This is a genomic window from Pseudomonas frederiksbergensis (genome assembly GCF_001874645.1).
Taxonomy (GTDB): domain Bacteria; phylum Pseudomonadota; class Gammaproteobacteria; order Pseudomonadales; family Pseudomonadaceae; genus Aquipseudomonas; species Aquipseudomonas frederiksbergensis_B.
On the sequence record NZ_CP017886.1, the window covers coordinates 2,497,064 to 2,521,003 of the forward strand.

21 protein-coding genes are annotated in these 23,940 nt (G+C 59.4%); 11 read left to right on the top strand and 10 right to left on the bottom strand.

Annotated elements, in window-relative coordinates:
- Positions 1–11: 11 nt before the first annotated feature.
- The 4 genes from BLL42_RS12080 to BLL42_RS12095 are packed head-to-tail and all read right to left on the bottom strand — an operon-like array spanning position 12 to position 2,786.
- Entirely contained in the window at positions 12–539 is a 528-nt protein-coding gene (locus BLL42_RS12080; RefSeq protein ID WP_071552302.1) for a pilus assembly protein PilP, read from the bottom strand.
- Complete coding sequence (gene pilO / locus BLL42_RS12085) at positions 536–1,159, bottom strand: type 4a pilus biogenesis protein PilO (protein WP_071552303.1); 624 nt, start codon at positions 1,157–1,159, stop codon at positions 536–538. The genes BLL42_RS12080 and pilO overlap by 4 nt, the downstream gene beginning before the upstream one ends.
- A complete protein-coding gene (locus BLL42_RS12090; RefSeq protein WP_071552304.1) occupies positions 1,156–1,722 on the bottom strand; it encodes a PilN domain-containing protein in 567 nt (188 codons plus the stop codon). The genes pilO and BLL42_RS12090 overlap by 4 nt, the downstream gene beginning before the upstream one ends.
- Positions 1,722–2,786, bottom strand: coding sequence for a pilus assembly protein PilM (locus tag BLL42_RS12095; RefSeq protein WP_071552305.1), 1,065 nt, complete (start codon positions 2,784–2,786; stop codon positions 1,722–1,724). Before BLL42_RS12095 ends, BLL42_RS12090 begins: the two co-directional genes overlap by 1 nt.
- A gap of 216 nt (positions 2,787–3,002) precedes the next feature.
- Between BLL42_RS12095 and BLL42_RS12100 the strand changes: the two genes are divergently transcribed.
- A complete protein-coding gene (locus BLL42_RS12100; protein WP_408004028.1) occupies positions 3,003–5,441 on the top strand; it encodes a penicillin-binding protein 1A in 2,439 nt (812 codons plus the stop codon).
- 73 nt (positions 5,442–5,514) lie between these two features.
- Here BLL42_RS12100 and BLL42_RS31040 read toward each other — a convergent pair whose 3' ends face one another.
- The 4 genes from BLL42_RS31040 to rpmE form a co-directional block, all read right to left on the bottom strand.
- On the bottom strand, positions 5,515–5,724 hold the full coding sequence (locus BLL42_RS31040; protein ID WP_408004017.1) for a DUF6124 family protein: 210 nt from the start codon (positions 5,722–5,724) through the stop codon (positions 5,515–5,517).
- A gap of 1,144 nt (positions 5,725–6,868) precedes the next feature.
- The gene (locus BLL42_RS12110) at positions 6,869–8,137 is read right to left on the bottom strand and encodes a malic enzyme-like NAD(P)-binding protein (RefSeq protein ID WP_071552307.1); all 1,269 of its coding nucleotides are present in this window, start codon (positions 8,135–8,137) and stop codon (positions 6,869–6,871) included.
- 181 nt (positions 8,138–8,318) lie between these two features.
- Positions 8,319–9,122: a thermonuclease family protein gene (locus BLL42_RS12115; RefSeq protein ID WP_071552308.1), complete on the bottom strand. Its 804-nt coding sequence runs from the start codon at positions 9,120–9,122 to the stop codon at positions 8,319–8,321.
- 14 nt (positions 9,123–9,136) lie between these two features.
- The gene (rpmE, locus tag BLL42_RS12120) at positions 9,137–9,370 is read right to left on the bottom strand and encodes a 50S ribosomal protein L31 (protein ID WP_071552309.1); all 234 of its coding nucleotides are present in this window, start codon (positions 9,368–9,370) and stop codon (positions 9,137–9,139) included.
- 169 nt (positions 9,371–9,539) lie between these two features.
- Here rpmE and BLL42_RS12125 point away from each other — a divergent pair, with 169 nt between their 5' ends.
- The 10 genes from BLL42_RS12125 to BLL42_RS12170 all read left to right on the top strand — a co-directional run bounded on the left by BLL42_RS12125 (position 9,540) and on the right by BLL42_RS12170 (position 22,445).
- Positions 9,540–11,759: a primosomal protein N' gene (locus tag BLL42_RS12125; RefSeq protein WP_071552310.1), complete on the top strand. Its 2,220-nt coding sequence runs from the start codon at positions 9,540–9,542 to the stop codon at positions 11,757–11,759.
- A gap of 185 nt (positions 11,760–11,944) precedes the next feature.
- A complete protein-coding gene (gene argS, locus BLL42_RS12130) occupies positions 11,945–13,681 on the top strand; it encodes an arginine--tRNA ligase (protein WP_071552311.1) in 1,737 nt (578 codons plus the stop codon).
- 1 nt (position 13,682) lies between these two features.
- On the top strand, positions 13,683–14,384 hold the full coding sequence (locus BLL42_RS12135) for an SPOR domain-containing protein (RefSeq protein WP_071552312.1): 702 nt from the start codon (positions 13,683–13,685) through the stop codon (positions 14,382–14,384).
- 254 nt (positions 14,385–14,638) lie between these two features.
- A complete protein-coding gene (hslV, locus tag BLL42_RS12140; protein WP_007899242.1) occupies positions 14,639–15,169 on the top strand; it encodes an ATP-dependent protease subunit HslV in 531 nt (176 codons plus the stop codon).
- A 55-nt stretch (positions 15,170–15,224) separates the two neighbouring features.
- Complete coding sequence (gene hslU, locus BLL42_RS12145) at positions 15,225–16,565, top strand: ATP-dependent protease ATPase subunit HslU (RefSeq protein WP_071552313.1); 1,341 nt, start codon at positions 15,225–15,227, stop codon at positions 16,563–16,565.
- 130 nt (positions 16,566–16,695) lie between these two features.
- Positions 16,696–17,073: a gamma-butyrobetaine hydroxylase family protein gene (locus tag BLL42_RS12150; RefSeq protein ID WP_071552314.1), complete on the top strand. Its 378-nt coding sequence runs from the start codon at positions 16,696–16,698 to the stop codon at positions 17,071–17,073.
- 242 nt (positions 17,074–17,315) lie between these two features.
- On the top strand, positions 17,316–18,995 hold the full coding sequence (gene phaC / locus BLL42_RS12155; protein WP_071552315.1) for a class II poly(R)-hydroxyalkanoic acid synthase: 1,680 nt from the start codon (positions 17,316–17,318) through the stop codon (positions 18,993–18,995).
- A gap of 112 nt (positions 18,996–19,107) precedes the next feature.
- Positions 19,108–19,965, top strand: coding sequence for a poly(3-hydroxyalkanoate) depolymerase (gene phaZ / locus BLL42_RS12160; RefSeq protein ID WP_071552316.1), 858 nt, complete (start codon positions 19,108–19,110; stop codon positions 19,963–19,965).
- A 114-nt stretch (positions 19,966–20,079) separates the two neighbouring features.
- Positions 20,080–21,762: a class II poly(R)-hydroxyalkanoic acid synthase gene (gene phaC, locus BLL42_RS12165; RefSeq protein ID WP_071552317.1), complete on the top strand. Its 1,683-nt coding sequence runs from the start codon at positions 20,080–20,082 to the stop codon at positions 21,760–21,762.
- A gap of 62 nt (positions 21,763–21,824) precedes the next feature.
- On the top strand, positions 21,825–22,445 hold the full coding sequence (locus tag BLL42_RS12170) for a TetR/AcrR family transcriptional regulator (RefSeq protein WP_071552318.1): 621 nt from the start codon (positions 21,825–21,827) through the stop codon (positions 22,443–22,445).
- Between the two features lie 156 nt (positions 22,446–22,601).
- On the opposite strand, the gene BLL42_RS12175 is transcribed toward BLL42_RS12170, so the two are convergent.
- Together BLL42_RS12175 and BLL42_RS12180 are read right to left on the bottom strand one after the other, a co-directional pair.
- Complete coding sequence (locus BLL42_RS12175; RefSeq protein WP_071552319.1) at positions 22,602–23,378, bottom strand: phasin family protein; 777 nt, start codon at positions 23,376–23,378, stop codon at positions 22,602–22,604.
- A 10-nt stretch (positions 23,379–23,388) separates the two neighbouring features.
- The gene (locus BLL42_RS12180) at positions 23,389–23,811 is read right to left on the bottom strand and encodes a phasin family protein (RefSeq protein ID WP_071552320.1); all 423 of its coding nucleotides are present in this window, start codon (positions 23,809–23,811) and stop codon (positions 23,389–23,391) included.
- Positions 23,812–23,940 lie beyond the last annotated feature (129 nt).

A 23,940-nucleotide genomic window follows, 5' to 3' on the forward strand; every position in this document is an offset into this window, starting at 1 on the left:
TACGAGTTCCACTATGAGTGCTCTTTCAAAGGAATAGTCCTCGGCCGCTCCAACCAGGCACCTTCGCCATCGGGAACGATTTCGACCACATCGACTTGCGAGTCACTGATGGCCACGATCCGGCCATCGTTGCGCCCCAGGTAGTCACCGACCTTCAGCCGATGCACCCCACCGGCACCGCGCAGCAACGCAAAAGCGCCGGAGGCATTGGAGATAGTGCCGACCATTTCAAACTGCTCGATGTTGAAACCTTCGAGGTATTGCCTGACCCGATTCGGATCGGGCTTGACGTTGCGCGCCCCCGGTTTTCGACCTGCCAGACCGACCCTGACTTGCGGTGAAAACGGGCTGCGCAACGACGCAGCGTTGTAAGTGAATGACTCGTAAGACCTGAACGTCGGCACAGGTTCAATCTTGCCGGGCGGGCGCAGGCGCACCTCGTTCATGTAGGCGTCCAGATCGCTGACGTCGTTACCGTTGCCACAACCGGCAAGACCACCCAGCAGCACAGCCAGCGAAAACCATCGGGCCGCGTTCATTTCTGCAACCCCTTGTCGTTGTAGCGGTAAGTCTTGGCCAGGATGTTCATGCGCAGTTTCGCGCCGCTGTCCGGAACGACCGGCTCGACGTTGAAATCGTGCAGGGTGACGATCCGCGGGAGGCTGGCGACGCCACTGACGAAGGTCGCCAGGTCATGGTAGGCGCCGGTGACAGTGATCTGGATCGGTAGCTCGATGTAGAACTGCTGGGTGACTTCCGGCAGCAGCTTGATCTCTTCAAACTCCAGCCCGCTGCCCAATCCGGTGCGAGTGATATCTTCCAGTAGACCGGGCACTTCGGTATCGCTGGGCAACTGCCGCAACAGCACGCCGAAGGAGGTTTCCATTGCCTTCATCTGCTCGATGTAGCGCTCCAGATTGGCCGCCAGGCGTGCCTTGCTCGCGAACTGCTCCTTGAGGGTCGCTTCCCCGGCTCGGGCCTGTTCAAGCTGATTTTCAAGATCCTTCAGGTAAAAGCTGTAACCCAGCGCCAGCACCAGCACGATCAGCAGCCCGCCGGCCAGGCCTTTGATTGCCGTGGGCCAGGAGCCTATGTTGTTCAGGTCCAGGTCGTTGATATCGACCTTGCGCAACCCCTCGAACCATTGGGACGGACTCATTTCGCGTCCTCCGCTGCGGCCGGCTGAGTCTGACGAACGCTCAACTGGAACACGTTGGCCTGATCCAGCGCACCGGCAGTGGTTGCCTTGACTTCGGTCAGGCTCGGCGCTTCGAACCAGTCGGACGCGTCAAGGTTGCGCATCAACTCCGAGACGCGATTGTTCGATTCTGCCGCACCGCTGATGGACAGCGTTTTATCGACCATTTTCAGGTCAGTGAAATACACCCCGTCTGGCAGCGTACGCGCCAATTGGTCGAAAATCCGCCCACTGACCGGCCGGTTGCCCTGCAAGTCCTGGATGATCCGCATCCGCTCGACGAGTTGCTGACGGCGGGCTTTCAGATCGCTGATCTGCTTGATCCGGTCATCGAGCACAGCGATCTGTTTGCCGATGTAATCGTTGCGTGCGACCTGCCGATCAATGGCACTGCTGATGAAGTGGTCACCCAGCAGAATCACCCCGACTGCCGCTGCCAGCGCACCGGCCAGCCCCACCAGGAAGCGCTTGCGACGTTCCTCGCGCAACGCTTCGCGCCAAGGGAGAAGATTGATCCGCGCCATCAGTCGAAACTCCTCAGCGCCAAGCCACAGGCAATCATCAGCGCCGGCGCATCACTGGCCAGGGCACTGGCGTTGACCTTGCTACTCAATGTCATGTCCGCAAACGGATTGGCCACCTGCGTCGGTGTGCCCAGACGCTGCTCGATCAGCCGATCCAGCCCGGCGACCGAGGCGGTGCCACCGGCCAGCAGGATGTAGTCGACCGCGTTGTACTGACCCGAGGCGAAAAAGAACTGCAACGATCGCGAAACCTGCTGCACCAGCGCCTCGCGGAACGGTTGCAGCACTTCGCTGACGTAGTCGTCAGGCAAACCACCCTGTTTTTTTGCAAGCCCGGCCTGTTCGACGGTCATGCCATAGCGACGCTGGATTTCCTCCGTCAACTGACGGCCGCCGAACAACTGCTCTCGGGTGTAAATGATTCGTCCGTTGGACAACACGCTCAAGGTGGTCATGGTGGCGCCGATGTCGACCACGGCCACCGTCGAACGCTCGGTTACACCGGCCAACTGTGCCGTCAGCAAGCCGAATGAACGCTCCAGCGCGTACGCCTCTACATCGACGACCCGTGCGGTCAGGCCGGCAAGAGCCAGCGCGGCTTCGCGAACTTCGACGTTTTCCTTGCGACAGGCCGCCAGCAGTACATCCACACGCTCGGGATTACGCCGGGAGACGCCCTGCACTTCAAAATCGATGGCGACTTCTTCGAGGGGATAGGGAATGTATTGGTCAGCTTCGATCTTCAGCTGATTTTCCATGTCATCGGCAGAAAGTCCGGCGTCCATTTCGATGGTCTTGGTGATGACCGCTGATCCGGCAACGGCCACCGCGACACTTTTGACGCTGGTTTTGGCCTTGAGCAGCACTCGGGACAGTGCCTGTCCGACACCTTCCAGTTCGGCGATATTCTTTTCGACCACCGCGTTGATCGGCAGCGGCTCTACCGCATAGGCTTCGACCCGGTATCGATTGCCTGCACGGCTTAACTCAAGCAGCTTCACCGAGGTGGAGCTGATATCGATCCCCAAAAGCGTGCGGCTTTTTTTATTGAAGAGTCCTGGCACTTGCAATTCCCTATGACTATCCGTGAGTTACGGACTCTTTATCATTCGTTGCGTTCATTAGCTGCGCCTTGACAGAGGCGCCAAATGCGCTTTTGGCGGAAAAATGCTTATAATGCCCAGCGTTTTTTCCGCTTTCTCAAGCGCGGGCCTACCCTTGCTTACCTTGAATGCCCTGACGCCTAATTCATTCTTTACCCTGGATGTCCAAAAGCCTTGATTCGTCTGCTGAAATTTTTCGGGTGGTCCATCGTCGCCGTTTTCTGCGGACTGCTCCTCGGTCTGAGCGGCGCCTTTCTTTACCTTAGTCCGGGATTGCCATCCGTGGAGGCGCTGAGAAGCATTCAGTTGCAGATTCCTTTGCGGGTCTACAGCAGCGACGGCAAATTGATCGCAGAATTTGGCGAAATGCGCCGCACGCCGATCCGCTTTGCCGACATCCCGCCCAATTTCATCAATGCGCTGCTCAGTGCTGAAGACGACAACTTCGCCAATCACTATGGTGTCGACCCCAGCAGCCTGATGCGTGCCGCGACCCAACTGGTCAAAAGCGGACACATTCAATCCGGCGGCAGCACCATCACCATGCAGGTGGCGAAGAACTTCTTCCTCACCAGCGAACGCAGTTTTTCGCGCAAGACCACGGAAATCCTCCTGGCCCTGCAAATCGAGCGTCAGCTGACCAAGGACGAGATCCTTGAGCTCTACGTGAACAAGATCTATCTGGGCAACCGTGCCTACGGAATCGAGGCGGCGGCGCAGGTGTATTACGGCAAGCCGATTCGCGACGTCAGCCTGGCGCAGATGGCGATGATCGCCGGCCTGCCGAAAGCCCCTTCGCGCTTCAACCCGCTGGCTAACCCTGCGCGCAGCAAGGAACGTCGCGACTGGATCCTGGGGCGCATGTACAAGCTCGGGAAAATCGACGAAGCGGCGTATCAGACCGCAATCAACGAGCCGCTGAACGCCAGCTATCACGTACCGACGCCGGAAGTGAACGCGCCGTACATCGCTGAAATGGCCCGTGCCGAAATGGTCGGTCGTTATGGCAGCGATGCCTACACCGAAGGTTTCCGCGTCACCACCACCGTGCCGAGCAACCTCCAGGAAATGGCCAACACCGCCGTTCATGAAGGCTTGATCACCTACGACCAGCGTCACGGCTATCGCGGCCCTGAATCCCGCCTGCCGGGCAAGACGCCCGACGCCTGGGCCACAGAGCTGACCAAGCAGCGCACCATCAGCGGCCTGGAGCCGGCCATCGTCACCCAGGTCGAGAAAAACGGCGTACAGGTCCTGACCCGTAACGGCGAAGAACATGTCAGCTGGGACAGCATGAAATGGGCGCGCCCATTCCTGAATACCAACAGCATGGGCGCGGCACCGAAGCAGCCCTCGGACGTCGCCCAGGTCGGTGACTTGATCCGCGTACAACGCCAACCGGACAACGCCCTGAAGTTCAGCCAGATTCCGGTCGCCCAAGGCGCGCTGGTTTCGCTGGACCCGCAGAACGGCGCCATCCGCGCATTGGTCGGCGGCTTCGCGTTCGAGCAGAGCAACTACAACCGCGCCATGCAGGCCAAGCGCCAACCGGGCTCGAGCTTCAAGCCATTCGTCTACAGCGCTGCGCTGGATAACGGCTACACCCCGGCAACGCTGGTGAACGACGCACCGATCGTGTTTGTCGACGAGTACCTGGACAAAGTCTGGCGTCCGAAGAACGACACCAACACCTTCCTCGGCCCGATCCGCATGCGTGAAGCGCTCTACAAGTCGCGCAACCTGGTATCGATCCGTTTGCTGCAAGCGATGGGCGTAGGCAAGACCATCGACTACATCACTCGCTTTGGCTTCAACAAGCAGGATCTGCCGCCTAACCTTTCTCTGGCGCTGGGCACTGCGACGTTGACGCCGATGGAAATCGCCACCGGCTGGAGCACCTTTGCCAACGGCGGCTATAAGATCAGCCCGTACATCATCGACAAGATCGAAAGCCGCAACGGTGACACGCTGTTCGTCGCCAACCCGCCAAGCGTGCCGAAGAGCGATGTTGCCAGCAGCGGGATTGCAGCCCCGGCGAGCAACACGTTTACGGTCAACCCGATGCCAGGCGAAGCGCCGGCGGCGCAAGCCACTGTACAAGCACCGGCAGTCGCGGAACGCATCGTCGACGGGCGCACCACGTTCATCCTCAACAGCATGCTCGAAGACGTGATCAAGCTCGGTACCGGGCGTCGCGCCCTGGCAATGGGCCGCAGCGACATCGCGGGCAAGACCGGGACCACCAACGAATCCAAGGATGCCTGGTTCTCGGGCTACAACGCCGATTACGTGACCACGGTCTGGACCGGTTTCGACCAACCGGAAAGCCTTGGCAAGCGCGAGTTCGGGGGCACCGTCGCACTGCCGATCTGGATGAACTACATGGGCGCTGCGCTCAAAGACAAGCCACCGCATACCCAGGCGGAGCCGGAAGGCATCCTCAGCCTGCGGGTTGATCCGGTCAGCGGCCGTGCGGCCACTCCAAGTACGCCAGGTGCCTACTTCGAGCTGTTCAAGTCCGAAGACACGCCACCATCGGTCAACGAACTGGGCAACGGCAATGCACCGGGCAGCCCGCTGCCAGCGGACGAAGCGGCGCCGATCGATTTGTTCTGATCACAACAGCCCCACCCAAAAGCCCCGCTCTTCGTTTGAAGGCGGGGCTTTTTAGTCTCTGGACTTCGTGCTTCTACTCTTTGACGTAAAACTGTTCTGACTCCGACGGATTGTAGTCATCCAGCGCCTTGTCCACCAACAACAGGGCGCCATCGACCATCCGGCAAATCGCCAACGCCACACTCCGTCGCGAGCCCTCGATTTCGAATGCCAAATCGGCGGCCATGACCTTGACCGACGCCAGATCCTCCGAAGCATTGGCCAACAGGCTTTCGAGGCCCACGTCTGGAGCAACGCTGAACAGGCGGTCAGATCGCAGATCGCTGAAGCGCAGTTTGGCTAGGGTGGGTTTCAGGTAATGATCGAGAGCACGGTACGCGGCGTCGTGGAGCTTTTTTGAATCGAGGGATTCGTAGGGGAGACGTCGTCGGGTTCTGGGGGGCTGGGGGTTTCTTTGATCATGGTGGAACTCCTTGATTGTTGGAGCTACCACCGTCCGCGGTCAAACGAAAAGGTGGCAGCTGTACGCGGGTTGACCGACCAGGAATCAAGGAACCCGGCACACCCGAAGGTGTCCCACGCACAGCCGCCATGACACGATACCTCAGACGAAAAAAAGCGCCTGATATAGGTCTTGGGCGCTGGTGCGCCTTGATTTACACGGACGGTCAAATCCGATTACTGAATTGGCAGCGACGTTCAAAGGCTAGAGACGGCGCTTCCGACAGGCAACCTGAAAGGAGCGTGGGAATGTTCTGCCTTATAACGCACCGCATAAACACGGGTGTGCCCATCATATTGACGCGACGCGCATTCTGGAGCTGCCGCAGGCTGCGATCTTTTGGCGGTGGCTGGTTATTCACAGGCCAAAACAGTAACAATCAAAATCAAAAAATCGCAGCCTTCGGCAGCTCCTACGAAGATCATCACCAGTAGCGCTCCTTCACCACTCAACAGGCCGAGCGTTAGCTCGCCTGCCGCTGTTGACCTTGACCTGCCCGCCCCTTCGGCAGGCCGAGCGCAGGTGTTCATCAGGGGGTTGGCGCGCAGCGCCGTACGGCGCAGCCGGACACATCGAGAGGAGGTCGTCGCGCAGCAGACCGTAGGCGATGCCCCCTGATGAATGCCGGAGCGAGGGGACGCCGAGCCTAGGCGAGGGGCCGGACGCTTGGGGCGAAGCGTTTTGGTTACTTTTGGCTGGGCCGGCACTCCGGCGTCTGCAAAAGTGACACGCTGTAAGAGCGGAACCCTAAGCGGCCGTTACCGCAGAAACGGATATGTACACCTGCAAGAGATTGGCCGGCTATCAGGCCGCCATCGCAGGCAAGCCAGCTTCCACAGTAAATCGGGGTGCGTCAGGAAATGACAGGCATAAAAAAACCCCGACTCACAAGAGCCGGGGCTTTCTGTTGAAGCGCTACAACGACTTAGCCGTTGAACACGTCATCCACGCTTTTCAGCGGGTAGTTCTTCGGATACGGCAGGGTAGCCACACCGGTCTCGATCGCAGCCTTGGCCACAGCATCCGAGATCAGAGTGATCAGACGCGCATCCATTGGCTTCGGAATGATGTACTCACGACCGAACTCCAGCTTGATGCCACCGTAAGCGTCACACACTTCCTGAGGCACTGGCAGCTTGGCCAATTCACGCAGAGCGTTGGCCGCAGCCACTTTCATTTCTTCGTTGATGCGCTTGGCGCGAACGTCCAGAGCACCACGGAAGATGAACGGGAAGCCCAGTACGTTGTTCACCTGGTTCGGGTAGTCCGAACGGCCGGTCGCCATGATCACGTCGCTACGGGTGGCGTGAGCCAGTTCCGGGGAGATTTCCGGATCCGGGTTCGAGCAGGCGAACACGATCGGGTTGGCCGCCATCAGCAGCAGGTTTTCAGCGCTCAGCAGGTTCGGACCGGACAGACCCACGAACACGTCTGCGCCTTTCAGGGCGTCAGTCAGAGTGCGCTTGTCGGTCGCGTGAGCGAAGACAGCCTTGTACTGGTTCAGGTCGTCACGCTCGGAGTGGATCACGCCGGTACGGTCAACCATGAAGATGTTTTCGATCTTGGCGCCCATGCTCACCAGCAACTTCATGCAGGAGATAGCGGCAGCGCCAGCACCCAGGCAGACGATCTTGGCTTCTGGCAAGGTTTTGCCAGCGATTTCCAGGGCGTTGATCATGCCGGCAGCCGTCACGATCGCAGTGCCGTGCTGGTCATCGTGGAACACCGGAATGTCGCACTGTTCGATCAGAGCGCGTTCGATCTCAAAGCACTCAGGTGCCTTGATGTCTTCCAGGTTGATGCCACCGAAGGTGATGGAGATACGCTTTACGGTGTCGATGAAGGCTTGCGGGCTTTCGGAGTCGACTTCGATGTCGAACACGTCGATACCGGCGAAACGCTTGAACAGCACGCCTTTACCTTCCATCACCGGCTTGGAAGCCAATGGACCCAGGTTACCTAGGCCGAGAATCGCGGTGCCATCAGAAATGACTGCAACCAGGTTGCCCTTGCCGGTGTATTTGTAGGCCAGTTCAGGATCGCGGGCGATTTCGCGTACTGGTTCGGCTACGCCGGGGCTATAGGCCAGCGACAGATCGCGAGCGGTAGCGGTGGCCTTGGTGAGCTCGACACTCAGCTTCCCTGGACGAGGATGGGCGTGATATTCGAGAGCGGCAGTTTTCAAATCAGACATGTGGGCATTCCGCTTTTACTGTTGAACGACGGACCGCCGAGGATACTCGCGTCGCAAAGTCCCCACAAGACTGACCGGTCACCCCTGTCAAGGGCCCTGCCTTACGACTTTGGGCCAAGAGCCTCGGAACACAAGGGCTTAACTGTTCACAATCAACTTAAAAAATGTCCACAATTTATTTCTACGGCACTGTTTTCAGCATGGCCGGATGAGTCAATGGTAACAACCAGCGCGCCTGGCCGGATTCCAAACCAGCGCGCCGTGAGCGATCGAGTATCCAGCCACGCGCCTCGATCTGCTTGCCATTGAGCCGCTCCAGCGCCGCCAGATCAAATTGACCGAACAGATTGGGTGCAACGCGCAATACAACCGCCCCCTGTAACTCGATCCAAACGCCACCACGATTGCGCTGAACCTTGCTCACACGCCCGCTGAGCACGGCAAAACCCGAAGTGTTGATCTGCTCCGCTTTCAGTACAGGCGATTGCCGCCAAAGCCCCAGCCCGGCCTGCCGCGCAGTACGTTCGGCGGCCTGTTGGCAACTGACAAAATCGACGTTCGGCGCCACTGCCACCAGGTAGCCGAGGCCTTCGGCAAGCATCTGCGCTTCGAGACTGTCACCGTTGGCGCTGTAGAGATGGGCCAGGGTACGCCCGTAACGATCCTTGCCCTCTTGACCCGCCAGCAAACCCAACCGTCCGTCGCTTGCCGCCACCAAAACTTCCAGTCGCTTGCGTGCAGCCATGGCGAAAGGTTCGTCGGAGCGACCTTTTTTGCCCAGTTCCGGGGTATTCAAGCCGATCATGCGCACACTGCGGCCATCGTTCAGGCGCACCGTGTCGCCATCCACCACGCGCTGCACGCTGACAGCTTCCAGCTTACTGGTTGGCGCAGGACAGAGGGCCTGGGCGCTGGGGAACCAAATCGCAGACATAAAAAAGGCGCCCGCGAGGGACGCCTTTTTTAACAGCAGGGAAAAGCCCATAGGGCTTTTCAGCCTTACTCTGCAGCAGCAGGAGCTTTGGCTTTGCCGAAAGCACCGAAACGGTCTGCGAAGCGCTGTACACGGCCGCCAGTATCCAGAGTCTTCTGCTTACCGGTGTAGAACGGGTGGCACTCGTTGCATACGTCGATCGCCAGAGGCTTGGCCAGGTTCGAACGAGTTTCGAACTTGTTGCCACAGCTGCAGGTAACTGCGGTGATTTCGTATGTTGGATGGATATCGGCTTTCATGGTGTTTTCCTCGGGCTAGCGTGCCGCCACTCAACACTATTGTTGAATACCGCACGTAATTAGGCCGCGGATTCTACCAGACCGTTGCAATCACGCAAGCTATGCCTCACTCCGACCGTCTGCTAGGCTCCGACCCTCATTTACCGTCTGCTCAATGAGATCCCCCCGCGTGCCCGACGCCATTTTGCGCCTCGCCCTGCCTTCGCCCTTGCGCCGCCTGTTCGACTACCGTGCCCCGGCCGGCGTCCTGCGCGCGCACTTGCACCCAGGCATGCGACTGCGGGTGCCATTCGGTCGCCGCGAGATGATCGGGATCCTGGTGGAAATCACCAGCCACAGCGAAGTCCCGGCCGACAAACTCAAACCGGCATTGGCCCTGCTCGATGCCACGCCACCGCTACCGGCAGCTTTGTTCAAGCTGTGCCTGTGGACATCCCAGTATTACCAGCACAGCCTCGGCGACACCTTGAGTTGGGCGCTGCCGGTCCTGTTGCGTCAGGGTGAACTGGCCGAAGCACGCCAGGAGCGGTTCTGGTCGATCACCCCGGGGGCCAAGCTGGATGACCCGCGCATTACCCGTGCTCCGCGTCAGCGCGAGGCCCTGGCGACGCTGGCCCAGCATCCACACGGCGTCGCCCATCAACTACTGAGCAAGTTGATGCTGAGCAAGGACAGCCTCGACCTGCTGTTGGCCAAAGAACTGGTGCAGGTGGAGATCCGTAAAAATGCGCCGAGCGAGCGTCACGAACACTGGCTGGCGCAACCGGAGCTGCCACTGAACCCGGAGCAACGCGCCGCTTACGAAGCGATTCGCGCAGGTTTCGACAGTTTCCACGCATTCCTGCTGGCCGGTGTCACCGGCAGTGGCAAGACCGAAGTCTATTTACAGCTGATCCGTGAAACCCTTGAGGCCGGCAAGCAAGCGCTGGTGCTGATCCCCGAAATCAACCTCGGACCGCAAACCCTGGCGCGCTTCGAACAGCGCTTCAATGCGCGCATCGCCCTGGTGCATTCGGCAGTCAACGACCGCGAACGCCTGGAAGCCTGGCTCGCGGCCCGGGATGGCGACGCCGACATTATTATCGGCACCCGCTCGGCACTGTTCACGCCAATGAAAAACCCCGGACTGATCATCATCGATGAAGAGCACGACGGCTCTTATAAACAGCAGGAAGGTTTGCGCTACCACGCCCGAGACCTGGCGCTGGTGCGAGCGCGGCAGGAAAACATTCCGATTGTCCTCGGCTCGGCGACTCCATCACTGGAAAGCCTGCACAACGCCTACACCGGCCGTTACGGGCTCCTGCGCCTGAACGAGCGCGCCGGCGGGGCGAAACAGCCACGCTTCCTGCGTCTGGACGTCAAAAGTCGCCCGTTGGACAGCGGTATTTCCGGGCCGATGCAACAGGCGATCGGCCAGACACTCGCCGCCGGCCAGCAAGTATTGGTATTCCTCAACCGTCGCGGCTTTGCCCCCACCCTGCTCTGTCACGACTGCGGCTGGATGTCCGAATGCCAGCGCTGTGATGCGCGAATGACCGTACACCAACGCTCCGGCGAGCTGCGCTGCCATCATTGCGGCTACGTCGAGCGTGTCCCTCGGCACTGCCCAAAATGCGCCAAAGTCGATTTGCGACCGGTGGGCGCCGGCACCGAGCGAGCCGAAGAGCGCTTGGGGATTCTGTTCCCGGACTACCCGGTGTTGCGGGTCGACCGCGACAGCACCTCACGCAAAGACGCGATGAATCAGCTGTTCGCGACCATTCAGAAAGGTCAGCCGTGTATTCTGGTAGGCACGCAGATGCTCGCCAAAGGGCATCACTTTCCGCGGGTGACGCTGGTGTCAATTCTCGATGCCGACGGAGGACTGTTCTCCGGCGACTTCCGCGCCAGCGAACGCATGGCCCAGTTGATCGTGCAGGTGGCGGGGCGTGCCGGTCGCGCCGAAGAGCCGGGCAAAGTGATCATCCAGACGCATTTGGCTGACCATCCGCTGCTGGTGCAGCTGACCGAACAGGGTTATTTCGCCTTTGCCGAGCAGGCCTTGAGCGAACGTCGTTCCGCCGGGCTGCCTCCGTTCGCACACCTGGCGCTGTTGCGGGCCGAAGCGCACAAACCGGGACAAGCCGAAAGTTTCCTCGATGAAGCCTGCAGCGAGGCGGAGCGATTACTGGCCGAACTCAACCTGACCGGCATCGAATTGCTAGGGCCAGTGCCAGCACCGATGGAGCGTCGAGCCGGACGTTATCGTGCACAACTATTATTGCAAGCCACGGCACGGGCGCCGCTGCATCGACTGTTGAGTGCCTGGTTGCTCGCGCTGGAACAGATGCCGAGCGGGCGAGCGGTGCGCTGGTCTTTGGATGTCGACCCCGTCGATTTGTATTGAAGATCAAAAGATCGTCCGAACGCGGCCCGAGCCTGCGGCAGCGCCTACATAGGGAACTCGATCTTGTCACCGCATATCCATAACCTGCCTGCTATGGTTGGCAAGCCCGACTTCGCAACGGATAATGCCCAGTTTTTCCACCTGCGCATTGATGCGCCGCCGCTCTGCGGTTGAAAGAGAAGACCATGAAAGACACCATTCGCCAGTTGATCCAGCAAGCCCTCACCCAACTCGTTACCGACGGTGTGTTGCCTGAAGGCCTGACGCCGGCGATTCAGGTGGAGAACTCCCGTGACAAGACTCACGGCGACTTCGCCAGCAACATCGCCATGATGCTGGCCAAACCGGCCGGCATGAAACCGCGCGATCTGGCGGAAAAAATCATCGCCGCGTTGCCGGTTGATGAAAACGTCAGCAAAACCGAAATCGCAGGTCCGGGCTTCCTCAATTTCTTCCAGAACACCCAGGCCCTGGCCTCGCGCCTGGACGCTGCGCTGGCCGATGCCCAAATCGGCGTGCGCAAGGCTGGCTCCGTGCAGCGCACCGTGGTCGACCTGTCGGCACCGAACCTGGCCAAAGAGATGCACGTGGGTCACTTGCGTTCGACCATCATCGGCGACGGCGTGGCGCGGGTGCTGGAGTTCCTCGGCGACACGGTGATCCGCCAGAACCACGTGGGCGACTGGGGCACCCAGTTCGGCATGCTGATGGCGTACCTGCAGGAAAACCCGATTACCAGTGACGAGCTGTCGGACCTGGAAAACTTCTACCGCGCCGCCAAGCAGCGCTTCGACGAATCCGAAGCGTTCGCCGACCGCGCCCGCGGACTGGTGGTCAAGCTGCAAGCCGGCGACCCGGACTGCCTGGCGCTGTGGACCAAGTTCAAAGACATCTCGTTGTCCCACTGCCAGAAAATCTACGAACAGCTGAACGTCAAACTGACCATGGCCGACGTGATGGGCGAAAGTGCCTACAACGACGACCTGATCAACGTGGTCAACGACCTCAAGGCCAAAGGCATGCTAGTCGAGAGCAACGGCGCCCAGTGCGTGTTCCTCGACGAATTCAAGAATGCCGACGGCGACCCGCTGCCCGTGATCATCGTCAAGGCGGACGGCGGCTACCTCTACGCCACCACCGACCTGGCAGCCGTGCGCTACCGCAGCGGCGTACTGAAAGCCGATCGTGCGCTGTACTTCGTTGACCAGCGTCAGGCCCTGCACTTCCAGCAAGTGTTCGAAGTGGCTCGCCTGGCCGGCTTCGTGACCCATCCGATGGAAATGGAGCACATGGGCTTCGGCACCATGAACGGCGCCGATGGCCGTCCGTTCAAGACCCGTGATGGCGGCACCGTAAAGCTGATCGACCTGCTGAACGAAGCCAAGGAACGCGCCTACACGCTGGTGAAGGAAAAGAACCCTACGCTTGCTGAAGCCGACCTGCGCAACATCGCCAAAGTCGTGGGCATTGGTGCGGTGAAATACGCCGACCTGTCCAAGCACCGCACCAGCGACTACAGCTTCAACTTCGACTTGATGCTGAACTTCGAAGGCAACACCGCGCCGTACCTGCTGTACGCCTACACCCGTGTGGCGGGTGTATTCCGCAAACTCGGCAAGGACTTCAGCGAAGTCGAAGGGCAGATCGTTCTCCAAGCCGCTCACGAACACGAACTGGCCGCCAAGCTGGCGCAGTTCGGTGAAGTGCTGAACAACGTGTCCGACAAGGGTACGCCACACATTCTCTGCACCTACCTGTACGACGTTGCCGGCCTGTTCTCCAGCTTCTACGAGAACTGCCCGATCCTCAGCGCCGAAACACCGGCACAAATGCAGAGCCGTTTGCGCCTCGCCGCATTGACCGGCCGCACCCTCAAGCAAGGCCTGGAACTCTTGGGTCTGGAAACTCTGGAGCGTATGTAAGTTGGCCGCCAAGAAAAAACCAGCACCCAAGCGTGGCGCCAGCCGTTACCAAGCTCCTGCAAAAAAGCCGATTCCGGGATGGCTGTGGATGGCCATCGGCCTGACCGTGGGCGCCTTCATCGTATTCCTGATGAAACTGGAACCGGGCAAAGGCAGCGATAGCGTCAAACGCGAAAAGGTCGAACAACAGAAAGCCACCAAGATCGCCGAGGCCAACAAGACGCCGCCAAGCCCCACGCAACCGGTGAAGCCGAAGTACGACTTCTACACCTTGCTGCCGGAATCGGAGGTCATCGTGCCACCGGATGCCGTGCCGGAGAAAACCCTGCCGACACCGCAGACCGCACCCGTTGCGCCGGTAACCCCGGCAGAAGCGGCGAAGATTGATACCGCACGTGCGCAGGCAGCCCTGAGCGGCGTCACCCCGCCGCCAGCGCCACCGGTGGCGAAAGCGGCACCGGTGACCAAGTTCTTCCTGCAGGCCGGTTCGTTCCGCAAGCAAGCTGACGCTGACAAGGTCCGCGCACAGATCATTCTGCTCGGCCAGGCGGTTTCGGTGGAGTCCGGCACGGTAAAGGACGAAACCTGGTTCCGCGTATTGGTCGGCCCGTTCAGCAACCGCGAACAGCTGACCACCGCACAGAAGCAACTGGCTGGCAGTGGCTTCAGCAACCTGTTGTTACAACAACGCCAAAGCCGCTGATCACCCGCCACCGCAGCTCCCGCAGGAGACACAAATCCCTGTAGGAGCTGCCGCAGGCTGCGATCTTTTGATCTTGCTCTTGATCCTCGGTCAGCCGAAATACCCTGCCCCCCCGAAAAGATCGCAGCCTTCGGCAGCTCCTACGCGCCTCGCACCACTCGTCCCCCGCCGCGTCCTACAGTTGAAAAACGCCTCGCCACCCCCATATGAGTTGGCATAAGGCATTTTCGCCCCGCTGCGTGGAGACTCTTCCCTTGACCACCATCGTTTCAGTTCGCCGCCACGGCAAAGTCGTCATGGGCGGCGACGGCCAGGTTTCTCTCGGCAATACCGTGATGAAAGGCAATGCGAAAAAAGTTCGCCGCCTGTACCACGGTCAGGTCATCGCCGGTTTTGCTGGCGCCACGGCTGACGCCTTTACCCTCTTCGAGCGTTTCGAAGGCCAGCTTGAAAAGCACCAGGGCCACCTGGTTCGCGCTGCCGTCGAACTCGCCAAGGAATGGCGCACCGATCGCTCCCTCAGCCGCCTTGAAGCCATGCTTGCAGTCGCCAACAAAGACGCCTCCCTGATCATCACCGGCAACGGCGATGTGGTTGAACCCGAAGAAGGTCTGATCGCCATGGGTTCCGGTGGCGGTTACGCTCAGGCCGCCGCCAGCGCCCTGCTGAAGAAGACCGATCTGTCGGCCCGGGAAATCGTCGAAACCGCGCTCGGCATTGCCGGCGACATCTGTGTATTTACCAACCACACCTTCACCATTGAGGAGCAGGACCTCGCCGAGTAAGCCTGTGTTGGCCATCGCGCCACGGCTCATTCTTGCTTGAGGACCGCCAATTATTATGCCAATGACTCCCCGCGAAATCGTCCATGAACTCAGTCGCCATATCATCGGCCAGGACGATGCCAAGCGCGCCGTCGCCATCGCCCTGCGTAACCGCTGGCGCCGGATGCAGTTGCCTGAAGAGCTGCGCGTTGAAGTAACCCCCAAGAACATTCTGATGATCGGCCCGACCGGTGTCGGTAAAACCGAAATTGCCCGTCGCCTGGCCAAGCTCGCCAACGCGCCGTTCATCAAGGTCGAAGCGACCAAGTTCACCGAAGTCGGCTATGTCGGCCGTGACGTCGAGTCGATCATTCGTGACCTCGCCGATGCCGCGATCAAGCTGCTGCGCGAACAGGAAATGACCAAAGTTCGCCATCGTGCCGAAGACGCTGCCGAAGAGCGCATTCTCGATGCACTGCTGCCACCGGCACGCATGGGTTTCAGCAACGAAGACGCCGCGCCGGCGACGGATTCCAATACCCGCCAACTGTTCCGCAAGCGCCTGCGCGAAGGTCAGCTGGATGACAAGGAAATCGAAATCGAAGTGGCCGAAGTGTCCGGCGTCGATATCTCCGCGCCACCAGGCATGGAAGAAATGACCAACCAGTTGCAGAGCCTGTTCGCCAACATGGGCAAGGGCAAGCGCAAGAGCCGCAAGCTCAAGGTCAAGGAAGCGCTGAAGCTGGTGCGCGACGAAGAAGCCAGCCGTCTGGTCAATGACGAAGAGCTCAAGGCCAAGGCCCTCGAAGCGGTCGAGCAGCACGGCATCGTGTTCATCGACGAAATCGACAAGGTCGCCAAGCGCGGCAATTCCGGCGGCGTCGACGTCTCCCGCGAAGGCGTACAGCGCGACTTGCTGCCGCTGATCGAAGGCTGCACGGTCAACACCAAACTGGGCATGGTCAAAACCGACCACATCCTGTTCATCGCCTCCGGCGCATTCCACCTGAGCAAGCCAAGCGATCTGGTGCCCGAGCTGCAAGGCCGTCTGCCGATTCGCGTCGAACTCAAGGCCCTCACGCCGGAAGACTTCGAGCGCATCCTCAGCGAGCCGCATGCCTCGCTCACCGAACAATATTGCGCGCTGCTGAAAACCGAAGGCCTGAACATCGAGTTCCTGCCGGACGGCATCAAGCGTCTGGCGGAGATCGCCTGGCAGGTCAACGAAAAGACCGAGAACATCGGTGCCCGTCGCCTGCACACCTTGCTCGAGCGCCTGCTCGAAGAGGTGTCGTTCAGCGCCAGCGATCTGGCCAGCACCCACAGCGAAGAGCCGATCCGCATCGATGCTGACTACGTCAACAGCCACCTCGGCGAATTGGCGCAGAACGAAGACCTGTCCCGTTATATCCTGTAGGCCACATTCTCTACCGTGAGAACGTAACCACTGTAGGAGCTGCCGCAGGCTGCGATCTTTTGATGTCAGGTCAAAGATCGCAGCCTGCGGCAGCTCCTACAGGGCGTCTCATACAGACGGACAACAGGTCATGACCAAACTCCCCACCGCCATCAAACTGCACAAAACCTCGAAAACCCTGGAGCTGCAATACGCGCCCGATGAGGTCTATCACCTGAGCGCAGAATTCTTGCGCGTGCATTCTCCTTCCGCCGAGGTCCAGGGCCACGGCAAACCTGTCCTGCAATTTGGCAAGATCGGCGTAGGCCTGAACAAGGTAGAACCGGCCGGTCAGTACGCACTGAAATTGACCTTCGATGACGGCCACGACAGCGGCCTGTTCACCTGGGAATATCTCTACCAGTTGGCGCGACGATATGACGCACTCTGGGACGACTATCTTGCCGAACTCAAAGCCGCCGGAAAATCCCGCGATCCAAGCGAGTCTGTCGTCAAGTTGATGCTCTAGCTCAAGGCTTTCGCTCTTTAGAGGGCATTTTCTAATTTCATCTGTTTGAATGCTGGGCTGCGGTGCCGAGGATCGGCCTGCTTGCGAAAAAAATTAAACTCGGGTAACCAATGGAGCTGGCAAGTTCCGTGCATTTGTAGCTATGCGCAATTAACGGTCACCCGAGCAGTAGTACCTGGCATTTGCTGTGTGACTACACAGCAGGACTCAGGTACTCGCCTCAGGAATATGGAGCGTCGTAGATGAGTAACAAGAATAACGATGACCTGAAATATCAAGCCTCGGAAAATACCCTGGGGCTTAATCCGGTCATCGGCTTGCGTCGAAAGGATCTGCTTACCTCTGCCCGCATGGTGCTGACCCAGGCCATTAAACAACCCATCCATAGCGTCAAGCATGTCGCGCATTTTGGCATTGAGCTCAAAAACGTGATGCTCGGTAAATCCGAGTTGCGACCGGAAGGCGATGACCGTCGCTTCAATGATCCGGCGTGGAGTCAGAACCCGCTCTACAAACGTTATCTGCAAACCTACCTGGCGTGGCGCAAGGAGCTCCACGACTGGATCGGTGAAAGCAAATTGTCCGAGCAGGACATCAACCGCGGGCACTTCGTGATCAACCTGATGACCGAAGCGATGGCCCCGACCAACAGCGCGGCCAACCCCGCTGCCGTCAAACGCTTCTTCGAAACCGGCGGTAAAAGCCTGCTCGACGGCCTTTCCCACATGGCCAAGGATCTGGTGAACAACGGCGGCATGCCGAGCCAGGTCAACATGGGCGCCTTCGAAGTCGGCAAGAGCCTGGGCACCACCGAAGGTGCAGTGGTTTTTCGCAACGACGTGCTGGAGCTGATTCAGTACCGGCCAATCACTGAACAAGTGCATGAACGCCCTCTGCTGGTGGTGCCACCACAGATCAACAAGTTCTACGTTTTCGACCTGAGCCCGGACAAAAGCCTGGCGCGCTTCTGCCTGCGCAACAATGTGCAGACCTTCATCGTCAGCTGGCGCAACCCGACCAAGGCCCAGCGTGAATGGGGTTTGTCGACCTACATCGAAGCGCTCAAGGAAGCGGTCGATGTGGTCACGGCGATCACCGGCAGCAAAGACGTGAACATGCTCGGCGCCTGCTCCGGCGGCATCACCTGCACTGCACTGCTGGGCCACTACGCAGCGATCGGCGAGAAGAAAGTCAACGCCCTGACCCTGCTGGTCAGCGTACTCGACACCACCCTTGATTCCCAGGTCGCACTGTTCGTCGACGAGCAAACCCTGGAAGCCGCCAAGCGTCACTCCTATCAGGCTGGCGTGCTTGAAGGTCGCGACATGGCCAAGGTCTTCGCCTGGATGCGCCCCAACGACCTGATCTGGAACTACTGGGTCAACAACTACCTGTTGGGCAACGAACCGCCGGTCTTCGACATTCTGTTCTGGAACAACGACACCACCCGGCTGCCTGCGGCGTTCCATGGCGACCTGATCGAACTGTTCAAAAACAACCCACTGATCCGCCCCGATGCACTGGAAGTGTGCGGCACGCCGATCGACCTCAAGCAGGTCACGGCAGACGTCTATTCCCTGGCAGGCACCAACGACCACATCACACCGTGGAAGTCGTGCTACAAGTCGGCGCAACTGTTCGGTGGCAAGGTCGAATTCGTGCTGTCCAGCAGCGGCCATATCCAGAGCATTCTGAACCCGCCGGGCAACCCGAAATCCCGCTACATGACCAGCACCGACATGCCGGTCCATGCCAACGACTGGATGGAGAACTCAACCAAGCACACTGACTCCTGGTGGCTGCACTGGCAGGCCTGGCAGGCCGAGCGTTCGGGCAAGCTGAAAAAAGCCCCAACCGTACTCGGCAACAAGACCTATGCAGCAGGTGAGGCATCACCGGGGACTTATGTGCACGAGCGGTAACTGACCACTAACCTGTAGGAGCCGAGCTTGCTCGCGATGGCGACCTCAAGGACGCCATCGCCGGCAAGCCGTGCTCCTACAGGGGTAACGATCCACCCACAGGGCTTGAAGCATGCCGCAACCGTTCATATTTCGTACCGTCGACCTGGATGGTCAAACCATCCGCACCGCGGTACGCCCCGGCAAGCCTCACTTGACGCCCTTGCTGATTTTCAACGGCATCGGCGCCAACCTGGAGCTGGTGTTTCCGTTCGTCCAGGCGCTGGACCCGGACCTGGAAGTGATCGCCTTCGACGTCCCTGGTGTCGGTGGCTCATCAACGCCTAGCCACCCCTATCGCTTTCCCGGCCTGGCCAAGCTGACCGCGCGGATGCTCGACTACCTCGATTACGGACAAGTCAACGTGGTCGGTGTTTCGTGGGGCGGAGCACTTGCCCAACAGTTCGCCTTCGACTACCCCGAGCGCTGCAAGAAGCTCGTTTTGGCGGCGACGGCGGCGGGCATGGTGATGGTGCCGGGCAAACCGAAAGTGCTGTGGATGATGGCCAGCCCACGACGCTACATCCAGCCATCCCACGTGATTCGCATTGCGCCCCTGATCTACGGCGGTTCTTTCCGCCGTGATCCGAACCTGGCGGCGGAGCACGCGAGCAAAGTGCGTTCGGCGGGCAAACTCGGCTACTACTGGCAGCTCTTCGCGGGCCTGGGCTGGACCAGTATTCACTGGCTGCACAAAATCAAGCAGCCGACCCTGGTACTGGCCGGTGATGATGACCCGCTCATTCCGCTGATCAATATGCGGATACTCGCCTGGCGTATTCCCAATGCCCAGCTACACATAATCGACGACGGCCATCTATTCCTGATCACCCGGGCCGAGGCCGTCGCACCGATCATCATGAAATTTCTCCAGGAAGAACGCCAACGGGCAGTGATGCATCCACACCCGGCGTCGTTCGGCGGCACATAACGTACTGCGTATGTCGACAGGTTTGTCGAAAGCCGCAAGGGAGGTCCGAAGCGACTATGGTGTCTATTCGGGATTGATGTACTTGTTGATGGCTTGACGAAGGAGTGTTGACTCATGCGAGACAAAAAAGCGCCGGGCGCCTTTCCTCCACCCGCCGCATTCATCAATGCTCAGAGTGCGATTACCGGTCTGCGCGGCCGGGACCTGTTCTCGACTCTGCGCAGCGTCGCCGCCCATGGCTTGCGTCACCCGGTACAGAGTGCCAAACACGCACTGGCATTGGGCGGGCAACTGGGACGGGTACTGCTGGGCGAGACCCTGCACCAGCCCAACCCTTCGGACAGCCGCTTCGCCGACCCGAGCTGGGCGCTCAACCCGTTTTACCGACGCGGCCTTCAGGCCTATCTGAGCTGGCAGAAGCAGATCAAACACTGGATCGATGACAGTGGTATGTCCGCCGATGATCGTGCTCGCGCACACTTTGCCTTTGCCCTGATCAACGACGCCGTTTCGCCGTCCAACACCCTGCTCAACCCGTTGGCGATCAAGGAGCTGTTCAACTCTGGCGGCCATAGCCTGGTGCGTGGTCTCAGCCATCTGTTCGACGACCTGATGCACAACAATGGCCTGCCGAGCCAGGTCACCAAGCACGCTTTCGAAGTCGGTAAAACAGTTGCCACAACCATCGGTGCCGTGGTGTTTCGCAACGAACTGCTGGAGCTGATGCAGTACAAGCCGATGAGCGAAAAGCAGTACGCCAAGCCACTGCTCATCGTGCCGCCGCAGATCAACAAGTACTACATTTTCGACCTGAGCCCACACAACAGCTTCGTCCAGTTTGCGCTGAAAAACGGCCTGCAAGTGTTCATCATCAGCTGGCGCAACCCGGATGTCCGGCATCGCGAATGGGGCCTGTCGAGTTACGTCGAAGCCCTGGAAGAAGCGCTGAATGCCTGCCGGGCAATCAGCGGCAGCCGCGAGGTCAACCTGATGGGGGCCTGCGCCGGGGGCCTGACCATCGCCGCCCTGCAGGGACATCTGCAAGCCAAGCGGCAGCTGCGACGGGTCTCCAGCGCGACCTATCTGGTCAGCCTGCTCGACAGTGAACTGGAAAGCCCGGCGACCCTGTTTGCCGACGAACTAACCCTCGAAGCGGCCAAGCGTCGCTCTTACCAGAAAGGTGTGCTCGAAGGTCGCGATATGGCCAGGGTCTTTGCCTGGATGCGCCCCAACGACCTGATCTGGAACTACTGGGTCAACAACTACCTGCTGGGCAAAGAGCCGCCAGCCTTCGACATTCTCTATTGGAACAACGACAACACTCGCCTGCCAGCCGCCTTCCACGGCGACCTGCTGGACTTCTTCAAGCACAACCCGTTGACCCATCCTGGCGGACTGGAGGTCTGCGGCACGCCGATCGACTTGCAGAAAGTCAACGTCGACAGCTTCAGCGTCGCCGGGATCAACGACCACATCACGCCTTGGGATGCGGTGTATCGCTCGACACTGTTGCTGGGAGGTGAGCGGCGCTTCGTGCTGTCCAACAGCGGCCATGTGCAGAGCATTCTCAACCCACCGAGCAACCCCAAGGCCAACTACGTCGAGAGCCCGAAACTGAGCAGCGATCCACGGGCCTGGTACTACGACGCCAAGCACGTCGACGGCAGTTGGTGGAACCAATGGCTGGGCTGGATTCAGGAACGTTCCGGCACTCAGCGCGAAACCCTGACGGCCCTTGGCAACCAGAACTATCCACCGATGGAGGCGGCGCCAGGCACCTACGTGCGCGTACGCTGAACTCTCCCCGTACCACGGCCTGAAGTGTCGGCCGTGGTCTGACGAATCACTAAGAAGACTGGATGAAAACCCGCGACCGGATTCTTGAATGTGCCCTGCTGCTGTTCAACCAAAAGGGCGAGCCGAATGTCTCTACCATGGAAGTTGCCAATGAGCTGGGGATCAGCCCCGGCAACCTCTACTACCACTTTCACGGCAAGGAGCCGCTGATTCTCGGGTTGTTCGAGCGCTTTCAGAGCGAATTGACGCCGTTGCTCGATCCGCCGTCGGACGTGCAACTGGCACCGGAGGATTACTGGCTGTTCCTGCACCTGATCGTCGAACGCCTGGCGCACTACCGCTTCCTGTTCCAGGACCTGTCGAACCTGGCCGGACGCTTGCCGAAACTGGCCAAGGGCATCCGTAATCTGCTCAATTCCCTCAAGCGCACACTGGCCTCGTTACTGGCGCATCTGAAGGCTCAGGGGCAACTGGTCAGCGATACCCAGGCACTGGGGCAACTGGTGGAACAGATCACCATGACCTTGCTGTTTTCCCTGGACTATCAGCGGATTCTCGATCGCGAAGGCGAAGTACGAGTGGTGGTCTATCAGATCATGATGCTGGTGGCGCCGCACCTGCAGCCGTCGGCGAAACTCGCAACCGAGCAGCTAGCGCTACAGTATCTGGAAGAGCACGACTGAAAATCAAAAGATCGCAGGCTGCGCCAGCTCCTACAGAATGTACGCGGTCCCATGTAGGAGCTGGCGCAGCCTGCGATCTTTTCGGCTGACGGCTAAAATCCCAAACAAAAACGCCCGACCTTTGCAGGCCGGGCGTTTTTGCATGCCCTGGGTTAATCAGGACTGACTGGTTGGCGCCGAAGGTGCTGGCGTTACAGTCGGGGTCACAGCAGGGGTTGGCGCCGCGACGGAGTTCGTCGGGCTGACCGGTGCTGCCGGTTTGGCGGCGGCCACTGCCGGTTTCGGTGCGACAGCTTTCGCAGCTGCTGGCTTCTTGACTACCGGCTTCTTCGCAGCAGCAGGCTTGGCGGCGGCTTTAGCAGCTACCGGTTTGGCTGCTGGCTTGGCCGCTGCAGGTTTGGCTGCCGCGGTTTTCGCTGCTGGCTTGGCAGCCGGTTTAGCGGCAGCCTTGACCAATGGTTTGGCGGCAGTTTTAGCGGCGGGTTTGGCTGCTGCAGTGTTAGCTGCAACAGGCGCAACCTTGGCACCGGTGAGTTTTTCAATTTGCTTGGTCAGGGTATCGACCTTGCTGTGCAGCGCTTTGACTTCATTGCGGCTTGGCACGCCAAGACGCGAAATGGCGCTGTTCAGGCGCTTGTCGAAAGCCCCTTCCAGCTCGTCCCACTTGCCCAGCGCGCGATCTTTGACACTGCTGATACGCGACTTGGCCGATTGAGCGGAGTCTTTGGCAGCGTCGACTGTTTTGCCGACAGCACTCTTGGTGAGCTTCTCGGCTTTCTCGCCATCTTTAACCAATGCATCGAAGAGTTTGCTGCCGTCAGTGTCGATCTTCGAGTACACGCCTAAACCAGCAAGCCAGATTTTGCGGGAGTAGTCTTCGACTTTCCCAATCCACGAGCTGCCTTCTTTCTCGGTGTTCTTTTTGCCAGCCATCCCGTTCTCCTTAATGTTTACGCGCGACGCGTTCGAGCAATGCCGTCAGCTCATCGAGCTTAGCAGAGAGTGTCTCAACGTCATGTTTAGACGGAATGCCGATACGATTCAAGGCACTTGCGACACGCGTGTCGAACGCCTTTTCGACTTTATCGAGTTGAACTTCGATTTTGCCTTTGAACGTGCTGACTTCGCTCTTGGCTTCATCAATTTCGGCATTGGCCGCTTCAAGCTTCTCGGCAACTACCTTTTTGCCTTTCTTTTCAACAGTTTGACCAGCCTTGATCAACTCATGAAAGTACTCGCTGCCTTCCTGACCGACCTTGGTGTAGGCACCCAGGCCTGCCAGCCAGATCTTGCGGGCATAGGATTTCACTTCGTTCAAAGATGTCGGTTGAACGTCAGTTTTTTTCTTCAAAGTAACTTTGGCCATGGTGCACCTCACGCGCAGAAGGTTTGAGGAACTGCCCGTCAAGCGTCGGGCTCAGGCACAAAATAGTGAGAAAAATTAGAAACGGCACCCTAACAACCGCAACAATTCGGTGGTGCCCGGGGGAAAAGA

What these genes read in the sequence shown, in the direction of transcription:
- BLL42_RS12180 (WP_071552320.1), bottom strand. Translation starts at nt 23,811, where the DNA reads ATGGCCAAAGTTACTTTGAAGAAAAAAACTGACGTTCAACCGACATCT.
- BLL42_RS12090 (WP_071552304.1), bottom strand. Translation starts at nt 1,722, where the DNA reads ATGGCGCGGATCAATCTTCTCCCTTGGCGCGAAGCGTTGCGCGAGGAA.
- BLL42_RS12175 (WP_071552319.1), bottom strand. Translation starts at nt 23,378, where the DNA reads ATGGCTGGCAAAAAGAACACCGAGAAAGAAGGCAGCTCGTGGATTGGG.
- BLL42_RS12080 (WP_071552302.1), bottom strand. Translation starts at nt 539, where the DNA reads ATGAACGCGGCCCGATGGTTTTCGCTGGCTGTGCTGCTGGGTGGTCTT.
- phaZ (WP_071552316.1), top strand. Translation starts at nt 19,108, where the DNA reads ATGCCGCAACCGTTCATATTTCGTACCGTCGACCTGGATGGTCAAACC.
- rpmE (WP_071552309.1), bottom strand. Translation starts at nt 9,370, where the DNA reads ATGAAAGCCGATATCCATCCAACATACGAAATCACCGCAGTTACCTGC.
- BLL42_RS12170 (WP_071552318.1), top strand. Translation starts at nt 21,825, where the DNA reads ATGAAAACCCGCGACCGGATTCTTGAATGTGCCCTGCTGCTGTTCAAC.
- phaC (WP_071552317.1), top strand. Translation starts at nt 20,080, where the DNA reads ATGCGAGACAAAAAAGCGCCGGGCGCCTTTCCTCCACCCGCCGCATTC.
- BLL42_RS12115 (WP_071552308.1), bottom strand. Translation starts at nt 9,122, where the DNA reads ATGGGCTTTTCCCTGCTGTTAAAAAAGGCGTCCCTCGCGGGCGCCTTT.
- pilO (WP_071552303.1), bottom strand. Translation starts at nt 1,159, where the DNA reads ATGAGTCCGTCCCAATGGTTCGAGGGGTTGCGCAAGGTCGATATCAAC.
- BLL42_RS12110 (WP_071552307.1), bottom strand. Translation starts at nt 8,137, where the DNA reads ATGTCTGATTTGAAAACTGCCGCTCTCGAATATCACGCCCATCCTCGT.
- hslU (WP_071552313.1), top strand. Translation starts at nt 15,225, where the DNA reads ATGCCAATGACTCCCCGCGAAATCGTCCATGAACTCAGTCGCCATATC.
- phaC (WP_071552315.1), top strand. Translation starts at nt 17,316, where the DNA reads ATGAGTAACAAGAATAACGATGACCTGAAATATCAAGCCTCGGAAAAT.
- BLL42_RS12150 (WP_071552314.1), top strand. Translation starts at nt 16,696, where the DNA reads ATGACCAAACTCCCCACCGCCATCAAACTGCACAAAACCTCGAAAACC.
- argS (WP_071552311.1), top strand. Translation starts at nt 11,945, where the DNA reads ATGAAAGACACCATTCGCCAGTTGATCCAGCAAGCCCTCACCCAACTC.